Origin of the sequence: Kineococcus auxinigenes (genome assembly GCF_050871525.1) — a bacterium.
GTDB lineage: Bacteria > Actinomycetota > Actinomycetes > Actinomycetales > Kineococcaceae > Kineococcus.
This window is the reverse complement of record NZ_JBKBCT010000108.1, coordinates 1-9,266: the sequence shown is the minus strand read 5'-3', so window position 1 is coordinate 9,266 and position 9,266 is coordinate 1. Positions and strand designations below refer to the sequence as shown.

The following is a 9,266-nucleotide window of genomic DNA, read 5'->3' as shown; positions in this document are numbered from 1 at the left end:
CCGCGTCGAAGTCGTACCCGGCCTCGGCGGCCGCACCGGCGATCTTGAAGGCGACCACGTCACCGGCGATGCCGCGGCGATCCCCGTTCGCGCCCTGCCCCTCGCTGGCCACGTCGTCGGTGACCACGAGCAGCTCCGCGCGGATGCCCTCGGCGCGCAACCGCTCGGCGGCCAGGCCGAAGTTGAGGATGTCCCCGGCGTAGTTGCCGAAGCCCAGCACCACCCCACCACCGCGGTTGGCGGCCTTGGCCACGTCGTACACCCAGCGCGTGGAGGGCGAGGCGAACACGTTGCCGCACACCGCGGCATCGGCAAGTCCCGGCCCGACGTAGCCGGCGAAGGCCGGGTAGTGCCCCGAGCCACCCCCGGCGATCACCGCGACCTTGCCCTCAGGGGTGGCGGTCGAGCGGATCACCCCGTGCGGCACCGGCTGCACGAAGCGGGAGTAGACGTCCACGAAACCGGCGACGGACTCGTCGACGAACGAGGACGGGTCCCCGAAGATCTTGGTCACTGCTGCAGAACTCCCTCAGGTGCGGTGGTCAGGGGTGAAGCGGAAGGCGGGGGTGGTCAGGGGACGAGCGAGACCTTGACCGAGTTCGCCGAGTCGGCGACCAGGTCCAGGCCCTGCTGGAACTCCTCCAGCGGCAGCTGGTGCGAGCAGATCTCGTCCATCGGCAGGCGCCCGGACCCGATCAGGCGCAGCGCCGCCGGCCAGGTGTTCTGACCGAGGTGCGCGCCGAGGACGTTGAGCTCCTTGTCGTCGCTGATGATCGACCAGTCCACGCTCACCGGGTCCTTGAACACGCTGTACTCCACGAACGTGCCCAGCTTGCGCAGCAGGTTCAGGCCCTGCGGGACCGCGGAGGGGTGGCCGGTGCCCTCGATGTAGACGTCGGCGCCGTAGCCGCCGGTGAGGTCCTTCACGGCCTGCACCACGTCCACCTCGGTGATGTTCAACGCGACGTCGGCGCCGCACTTCCTCGCCAGTTCCAGCTTGTGCGGCAGGGCGTCCAGCGCGATGACGCGCTGGGGGAACTTCGCCGCCGCACCCGCGATCATGCCCAGGCCGATGGGGCCGCACCCGGCGACCACGACGGTGTCGCCGAAGCGGATGTCCGCGCGCTCCACCGCGTGCAGCGCGCACGACAGCGGCTCGGCGTACGCGACCTGCCACGGGGGCAGGTCGGAGGGCGCCTCGTGGACCAGGGCCTCCACCGGCAGGACGAGGTACTCCGCCATCGCCCCGGGCGTGCGGCGCTTGAAGCCGAACATGTCGTGCGGCTGGCACATGTGGTAATCGCCGCGGTTGCAGTACCGGCAGTCCCAGCACGGCACGATCTGCTCGGCGACCACGCGGTCGCCCTCGACCACGCCCCAGCGCTTCGTGGCCTCGGCGTCGATCTGCACGATCCGCCCGGCGAACTCGTGGCCGGGGATGACGCCGGTCTCGGTCCACGCGGGGCGGTTCTCGTCGCCCCAGAACTTCGCCGCACCGTGGTAGCACTTCAGGTCGGAGGCGCAGATCCCCACGGCCTCGACCTTCAGCAGCGCCTCGCCGGGGCCGGGGGTGGGCACCGGCACCTGCTCCAGGCGGTAGTCCCCGGGGCCGTGCACCACGACGGCCCGCATCGTGCTCGTCATCGCCTGCTCCTCCGCAGCACCTCCCGCTGCGCGGCGGGGGGCTCGTCGACCGGTGGGACCGTGCCGGGACCGGCGCCCGGGTTCCCCGCCCGCGCGCCCAGCGCCTGGCGGAACCGTACGACCGTGCGGCACACTTGTCCAGCACACCTGTGCACAGCACGTGCACGGCGCGGCAGGAGCGCGAGGAGGCGATCACCGTGGTCCAGAGCACGCCCGACGAGCGGGGACGCGCGGCCTCCGACGGCACCGGCCGCTTCCCGCTGTCCCTCGCCCACACCGCCGCCACGCTCTACTACCTCCAGGACGCCACCCAGGCCGAGATCGCCCAGCGGCTGGGCACCTCCCGCGCCACGGTCAGCCGCCTGCTGCGCGACGCCCGCGAGCGCGGGCTGGTGCGCATCGAGGTCCCGCCCCTGCCGCAGCACGAGCCGGCCGAGCTCGCCGGGCGGCTCGCGCTGGCCCTGGGGGTGGAGCGCGTGCGCCTGTCCGCCGAGGCGGCGCCCGCCCACGTCGCCGAGGCCGTCTCCCCCGTGGTGGGGCGGGCGCTGAGCGAAGCCGGCCTGCGGGCCGGCGACGTGCTGCTGGTGTCCTCCGGGCGCACCCTCTACGAGATCGCCCGCCGGGACCTGCCCGAGCTGCCCGGCGTCCTGGTGGCCCCCGTGGTCGGCGGGCAGGACGAGGCCGAACCCTGGTACCAGACCAACGAGATCACCCGCCGCGTCGCAGCGGCCGTCGGCGGGGTGCCGCGGTTCCTGTACGCGCCGGCGTTCCCCGGCCGCGAGCTGCGGGCCAGCCTGGACGCCGACCCGGTGTTCCAGCGGTTCGTCGAGCTGTGGCGCACCGCGCGCTGCGTCCTCACGGGCATCGGCGCACCACCCCGGTTGCGCCGGTCCATCCCCTCGTTCGTGCCGGCCGTGGAGACCGCCCTGCGCGACTCCGTCGGTGACATCGTCACCCGGTTCTACGACGCGGCCGGGTGCGAGATCCCCTACGACGGCTCCGACCGCCTGGTGGCCGTGCCGTTCGAGGCCCTGCACCGGGTCCCCACCCGGATCGCCGTGGCGCACGGCGCCGAGAAGGTCCCCGGCATCGTCGCGGGAGCCCGCGGCGGGCACTTCAACCAGCTCATCACCGACCCCGGCACCGCGACGCGGGTGCTCGCCGCCCTCCAGGAGGAACCGTGACCACCAGCCCCCTCCCGCTGACCGGGCGGCGCGCCCTCGTCACCGGTGCCTCCCAGGGCATCGGCGCGGACCTCGCGCACGCGCTGGCCGCCGCCGGCGCCGACGTCGTCCTGTCCGGGCGCCGCGCCGCCCCGCTGGAGGAGCTGGCGCACGCGCTGGAGCAGCGGCACGGGGTGCGCACCGCGGTCGTCCTGGCCGACCTGTCCCTCGCCGAGGACACCGAACGGCTGGCAGCCGAGGCCCTGGTGCCGTTCGGCGGCCTGGACGTCCTGGTGAGCAACGCGGGGATCTCCCACCCGCAGCGCGCCGTCGACGTGGACGCCGCGACGTGGGACCTCACGATGGCGGTGAGCCTGCGCGCCCCCGCGCTGCTGGGGTCCCGGGTGGGCCGGGCGATGGCCGCGGCCGGGCGCGGCAGCATCGTCAACGTCTCCTCGCTGGCCGGCTCCCTGGCGCTGGCCGAGCACTACGCCTACTCCTCCAGCAAGGCGGCGCTGCTCATGGCGACGAAGGTGCTGGCGCTGGAGCTGGGCCCCTCGGGCGTGCGCGCGAACAGCGTCAGCCCCACCGTCGTCATGACCGACATGGGCCGGCGCGTGTGGGGCGGGCAGAAGGGCGAGCCGATGCTGGCGCGCATCCCGGCGGGCCGGTTCGTCGAGCCGGCCGAGGTCGGCAGCGCGGTGGTGTTCCTCGCCTCCGACGCCTCGGCGATGGTCAACGGCACGGACCTGAAGGTCGACGGGGGCTTCGCCGTCGCCTGAGGGCGGCGGGTGGTGCACTGGTCCCGCACACCCGTTCCCGCACGTCCCGACGGAGGTCCCCCCGTGCCGCCCGAGCCGCTCGCCCGTGACCCGCACCCGAAGGGCCCCGGTGGGCGCACCGCCGGGCCCGGCGCCCTGTCGGGGCTGCCGGTGGTGCGGTCCGAGCTGTACCTGCCGCAGCGGGTGGACGCCCCGGGTGCCGCGCTGGACGCGGCCCGCGCGGGCGGCGGCTTCCTGTGGATCGGCCTGCACGGCGCCGACACGTGGCACCTGCAGCGCCTGCAGCGCCTGTTCGACCTGCCGGCGCTGGCCGTCGAGGACGCCGTCACCGCCCACCAGCGGCCCAAGTTCGAGCAGTACCCGGGGCTGACGTTCGCCGTCCTCAAACCGGTCCGGTACGTCGACCACGAGGAGGTGGTGGCCGTCAGCGAGGTGGCGGTCTTCCTCGGCGACGGGTTCCTGCTCACGGTGCGGCACGGCGAGTCCGGCGTCGTGGCCGACGTGCGCGCCGAGATGGAGCGCGGACCCGGGGACGACCCCGGCGAGCACGGCTGCCCGCACGGCGCCGGGCACGTGCTGTACCGGCTGCTCGACCGCGTGGTCGACGGCTACGGCGACGCCGTCGAGGCCATCGCGATCGACGTGGAGGAGATCGAGGGGAAGGTCTTCGACGGCGGGGAGGACGACCACTCCGAGCGCATCTACAAGCTCAAGCGGGAGGTGCTGGAGTTCAAGCGGGCCGTGGTGCCGCTGGTGGCCCCGGTGCAGCAGATCGTCGACGGCGGCCTGGGGAGCGCCGCGGACGGCGACCGCACCTACTACCGCGACGTCCTGGACCACCTGCTGCGCGCCGCCGACGCCATCGACGGCTACGACCGGCTGCTCACCGACATCCTGCAGGCGCAGCTGACGCAGGTGGGGGTGCGGCAGAACCGCGTCAGCGCGCAGCAGAACGAGGACATGCGCAAGATCTCCGCCTGGGCGGCGATCGCGCTGGTGCCCACGGCGATCGCCGGGATCTACGGCATGAACTTCGAGCACATGCCGGAGCTGTCCACCCGGTACGGGTACTTCGTGGTCCTCGGGGTGATCGTGACGGCGTGCGTGGGCCTGTACCTGGCGTTCCGCGCCAGGAAGTGGCTGTGACCCCCGCGCACCCGACCCCGCCGCGACCGGTCGACTAGGTTGGGCGGCAGCAAGGTGAGCCTGTCCTTCCCGATCGGAGACCCCGTGTCCCTGCCCTCGCGCCGCACCCTCCTCACCGGCACCTCGATCACCGGCCTGGCGGCTCTGACCGCGTGCTCGTCGGAGCTCGGTGAGGAGGCGAGCACCGCGGCGCCGGGCACCGCGGGCAGCGGGTCCGCCACCACCGTGGAGACCCTCTTCGGCACCGTGGAGCTGCCCGAGGACCCCCAGCGGGTCGTCGCGCTCGGCTGGGGGGACGCCGAGACGTGCCTCGCGCTGGGCACCCAGGTCGTCGGCACCTCCGACTGGCTCGCCTTCGGCGGCGACGGCGTGGGCCCCTGGGCCGACGACCTCGTCACGCGGACCCCCGAGCAGCTCGGCACCCTGGAGCTCAGCTACGAGGCGGTCGCCGCCCTGCAGCCGGACCTGATCCTCAACACCCGCAGCGACAACGACCCGGCGAAGAACGAGAACCTCACCGGGATCGCCACCACCGTCGGCCCGCCGCCGGGCACGACGATCCCCTACGGCACCTCCTGGCAGGAGCAGCTCGCCCTGGTGGCCACCGCGCTGGGCAAGGCGGACCTGGGCGACGAGCTGGCCTCCGCCCTGCAGCTGCGCTTCGACGAGGTGGCCGCCGCGCACCCGCAGTTCGACGGCAGGACCGTCACCGTGGGCACGTACTACTCCGGCGGGTGGGGCGCCTACGTCGAGGGCGACACCCGGGTGGACTTCATGACGTCCCTGGGGTTCGTGCAGAACCCCGCCGTCGCCGCCCTGCCCACCGACAGCTTCTCCGTGTCGCTGTCCGCCGAGCAGCTCTCGCTGCTGGACGCCGACCTCGTCGTGCTCTTCCCCATCGGGCTGTCCGCCGAGGAGATCACCGCCGACCCGGTGGTGCAGGCGCTGCCGGCCACGCAGGACGGGCGCCTGGTCGTCCTGGACGAGGCCGCGATCGTCTCGGCCTTCTCCAGCGGCACCACCCTGGGGCTGGGGTACGCCCTGGACGAGGCCGTGCCGCTGTTCGCGCAGGCCCTGCCGGCCTGACCCCCCGGCCCACCTCCCGCACCGGCCTCACCCGGACGGCCCACGACCACCTCCAGCACCACCCGACCGGCGCCGATGGCCCCGGGGGCGCGGTGGGCGCCCGAGCCGGGCGGGAGGAGGTGGCGGCGGTGCCGGACGTGCTGGACACCCTGTTCGCCCTGTCCGCCCTCGTGTGCGCGGTCACCGCGCTGCTCGCCCGGCGGCACCGCCGCGCGACCGCGGCGGCGACCGCGCTGGCCTCGACCATGGCCGGCACCACCGTCTGGGCCCTCGCGGCCCTGGCGGCCCGGTCGGGGATCGACACCGACGTGCAGGCGCTGGCGACCCTGGTGTGCCTGGCCGCCGTGCACGCCGTCAGCGGCGGCACCCACGTGCTCTACCGGTCCGTCGCCGACCCCGCCTACCAGGTGCCCCGCCCCCACGCGGTCGCCTTCCTGGCGGTGTGCGGCTCCCTCCTGCTGGCGGCGGCCCTGAACCCGCACGACCTGTTCTTCACGGACGTCCACGTCGAGGGCACCCCCCCGCGGGTCGTCGGTGGGCTGGGGCCGCTGTTCTGGGTGCACACCGCCTGGAGCTACGCGGTCAGCGCCTGTGGCCTCGTGCCGCTCCTGCGCGCCCGGCGACGGGCGCCGCGGGTGCTGCGCACCCAGATCACCTTCCTCCTCGTGGGCGCCTGCCTGCCGACCGCGGGGAACGTGCTGTCCCTGACCTCCCCGCAGTGGCTGGGCGAGGGGTCGGGGCCCGTGGACCTGACACCGCTGTTCTTCGTGACCGCCGGGCTCGTCGACGCGGCCGCGATCCTGCGCGGCGGACTGCTGCAGGTGGTCCCCGTCGCCCGGGCGCAGGTGCTGGAGACGCTCGCCGACGCCGTCGTCGTCGTGGACGGCGGCGGACGCGTCGTGGACGTGAACCCCGCCGGGCGCGACCTGGTCCGGCGGGTGCACCCGCACCTGCCGGCCGAGCTCGTCGGGCTGCCCGCCCTGGACGTCTTCGGGCACGACGTGCACGGAGCGGTCACCGGTGACCTGCGCCGGACCGTCGAGCTGTTGCCCGGCCTGCACGTCGACGTGCGGGTCACCCCCCTCACCGACGGCCGGGGCCGGCCGCTCGGCCACGTCGTGGCCGCCCACGACGTCAGCGACGCGGTGCGCTCTGCGCAGCGCCTGCGCGAGCAGCTCGGCGTCATCGAGCGCCTGCGCGCGGAGCTGCAGGAGGAGTCCCTGCGCGACCCCCTCACCGGCCTGCACAACCGCCGCCACCTCGACACCGCCCTGGTCACCGCCCTCGCGCACGCCGACGACCACGGCCTGCCGCTGAGCGTGCTGCTGCTGGACGTCGACCGCTTCAAGGCCGTCAACGACGAGCACGGTCACGGCACCGGCGACGAACTGCTGCGCGCGCTGGCCGGCGCCCTCCGCCGGGAGGTGCGCCCGGGCGACACCGCCGCGCGCTACGGCGGCGAGGAGTTCGTCGTCCTGCTGCCCGGCGCGGACCGGCCCGCTGCGCTCGAGCGCGCCGGGCAGCTGCGAGCGGCGTGCGCCCGCGCGGGCGTGCCGCTGCCCGTGCCCACCGGTGCACGCGGCGGCGGTGCGGGCGGGCACGACGCGGGCGGGACCCCGGCACGGCTGCACCGCACCGTCTCCGTCGGCGTGGCGACGTACCCGGCCGACGGCGTGGACGCGGCGGCCCTGCTGGCGGGCGCCGACCGCGCCCTGTACGCAGCGAAAGCCGCCGGACGCGACCGGGTGGTCGCCGCCGGCGCCTGACGTCCGGCGACCGGCCTCACGACCGGAGCCACCCGGACGGCCCAGCCGCGCTCCAGCGCGCACCCCCCGCGGCCGATGCTCCAGCAGGAGCGCGCCGCCGGGGCGCGCGGTGGGGGCGGGGGGGGGCGTGCAGGAGCTGCTGGCCGTCGCGTTCGCCGTCTCGGCGGCCCTGAGCGCCGCCACCGCCGTCCTCGCGTGGCGTCGGCGCGAGGCCACCCCCGCCGCCACGGCGCTGGCCGGCACGTGCGCCTCGCTCGCCCTGTGGTCCGCCCTCACCGTGCCGGCGCACCTGGACCTGCCGCCGGCCGTGCACCTGTGGGCCAACTACGCGGTCTTCCCCGGCGTCCTGGGGTGCGTGGTGGGGCTGTACCTGCTGGCCCGCACCGTCGCCGACCCGCACCACCGCCCCTCGCGGCGGCAGGCGGCGGTGCTCACCGGCGTCCCGGCGCTCGTCCTGGCGGTGGTCGCCACCGACCCCCTGCACCACCTGTTCTTCCGCAGCACGGGGTACGTCGGGGACCCCGCGCACTTCTCGATGGTGTTCGGGCCGCTGTTCTGGGTGCACACCGCCTGGTGCTACGGGGTGCTGGCCCTGGCCGTCGCCCACCTGGTGCGCGCCGCGCGCCGCGCCCCCACCGCCATCCGGCGCCAGGTCACCAGCGTCCTCGCGAGCGCCGCCGCACCGCTGGTGGGCAACGTCGTCAACATCAGCGCCCCCGGCCTGTTCGCCGGGCAGGACGTCACCCCGCTGTGCTTCACGGTGACCGCGCTCGTCAGCGCCCGCGCCGTCCTGCGCCAGGGGCTGCTGGGCGTGGTGCCCGTCGCGCGCGCCGCGGTGCTGGAGACCGTCGCCGACGCGGTGGTCGTCGTGGACGACGGGGGCGCCGTCGTCGACGTCAACGCCGCAGGGCGGGCGATGCTCGCCGGGGCCCGGCCGGACCTGCCCGACCCCGTGGGCCTGCCGGCCTCGGCGTTCCTCAGCCCCCGGGCGCTGGGCGACCTGCCCGGCGGGCACGCCCGCTACGGCATCGAGTACGTGCCGGGCCTGCACCTGGACGTGCGCGTCACCGCCATCGCCGACGGCCGGGGCCGCTCGCTGGGCCGGGTCGTCGTGGCCCGCGACACCACCGAGCAGGTCGAGACCCGCCGGCGCCTGGAGGACCAGCTGGCCCTGGTGGAGCGGCTGCGCGCGCAACTGCAGGAGGACTCCGTGCGCGACCCGCTCACCGGCCTGCACAACCGGCGCTTCCTGGACGGCGCCCTGGCCGCCGCCCTGGCGGACGCCGAGCGCGACGGCACGGGCCTGGGGGTCCTCGTCGTGGACGCCGACCGGTTCAAGGCCGTCAACGACACCCACGGGCACGGCACCGGCGACGAGGTCCTGGTGGCCGTCGCCCGGACCCTGGCCGGCGGGGTGCGCCTGCAGGACACCGCCGCCCGGACCGGTGGCGAGGAGTTCGTCGTCCTCCTGCCCGGGGCCGACGCGGCGGCGACCCGCCAGCGCGCCGAGCAGCTGCGCGCGGCGTGCGCGCGGATCGACGTCGCCGCACCCGGTGGCCGGGTGCGGCCCACGGTGTCCGTCGGCACCGCCGTGCACCCCGGCGACGGCGTGGACGCCGCGTCGCTGCTGGCCGCGGCGGACCGGGCCCTGTACGCGGCGAAGGCCGCCGGCCGCGACC

Annotated in this window: 8 protein-coding genes; 6 read left to right on the top strand and 2 right to left on the bottom strand. The window is 75.5% G+C overall.

Features of this window, described 5'->3' with window-relative positions:
* The coding region (locus ACRYR9_RS18870) for a dihydroxyacetone kinase subunit DhaK (protein WP_432495548.1) at positions 1 to 514 on the bottom strand (514 nt) is incomplete at its 3' end.
* A 56-nt stretch (positions 515 to 570) separates the two neighbouring features.
* Positions 571 to 1,644 (bottom strand): zinc-binding dehydrogenase, encoded by a 1,074-nt coding sequence (locus tag ACRYR9_RS18865; protein WP_432495546.1) that lies wholly within the window; start codon positions 1,642 to 1,644, stop codon positions 571 to 573.
* 197 nt (positions 1,645 to 1,841) lie between these two features.
* On the opposite strand from ACRYR9_RS18865, the gene ACRYR9_RS18860 reads away from it, so the two are divergent.
* The 6 genes from ACRYR9_RS18860 to ACRYR9_RS18835 all read left to right on the top strand — a co-directional run.
* The gene (locus ACRYR9_RS18860) at positions 1,842 to 2,828 is read left to right on the top strand and encodes a sugar-binding transcriptional regulator (RefSeq protein WP_432495558.1); all 987 of its coding nucleotides are present in this window, start codon (positions 1,842 to 1,844) and stop codon (positions 2,826 to 2,828) included.
* Positions 2,825 to 3,589: an SDR family NAD(P)-dependent oxidoreductase gene (locus tag ACRYR9_RS18855; RefSeq protein ID WP_432495544.1), complete on the top strand. Its 765-nt coding sequence runs from the start codon at positions 2,825 to 2,827 to the stop codon at positions 3,587 to 3,589. The genes ACRYR9_RS18860 and ACRYR9_RS18855 overlap by 4 nt, the downstream gene beginning before the upstream one ends.
* Positions 3,590 to 3,652: 63 nt before the next feature.
* On the top strand, positions 3,653 to 4,735 hold the full coding sequence (locus tag ACRYR9_RS18850; protein WP_432495542.1) for a magnesium and cobalt transport protein CorA: 1,083 nt from the start codon (positions 3,653 to 3,655) through the stop codon (positions 4,733 to 4,735).
* A 54-nt stretch (positions 4,736 to 4,789) separates the two neighbouring features.
* Complete coding sequence (locus ACRYR9_RS18845; RefSeq protein ID WP_432509656.1) at positions 4,790 to 5,821, top strand: iron-siderophore ABC transporter substrate-binding protein; 1,032 nt, start codon at positions 4,790 to 4,792, stop codon at positions 5,819 to 5,821.
* A 128-nt stretch (positions 5,822 to 5,949) separates the two neighbouring features.
* On the top strand, positions 5,950 to 7,587 hold the full coding sequence (locus tag ACRYR9_RS18840) for a histidine kinase N-terminal 7TM domain-containing diguanylate cyclase (protein WP_432495538.1): 1,638 nt from the start codon (positions 5,950 to 5,952) through the stop codon (positions 7,585 to 7,587).
* 127 nt (positions 7,588 to 7,714) lie between these two features.
* A partial coding sequence (locus tag ACRYR9_RS18835; protein ID WP_432540210.1) for a histidine kinase N-terminal 7TM domain-containing diguanylate cyclase occupies positions 7,715 to 9,266 on the top strand: 1,552 nt, incomplete at its 3' end.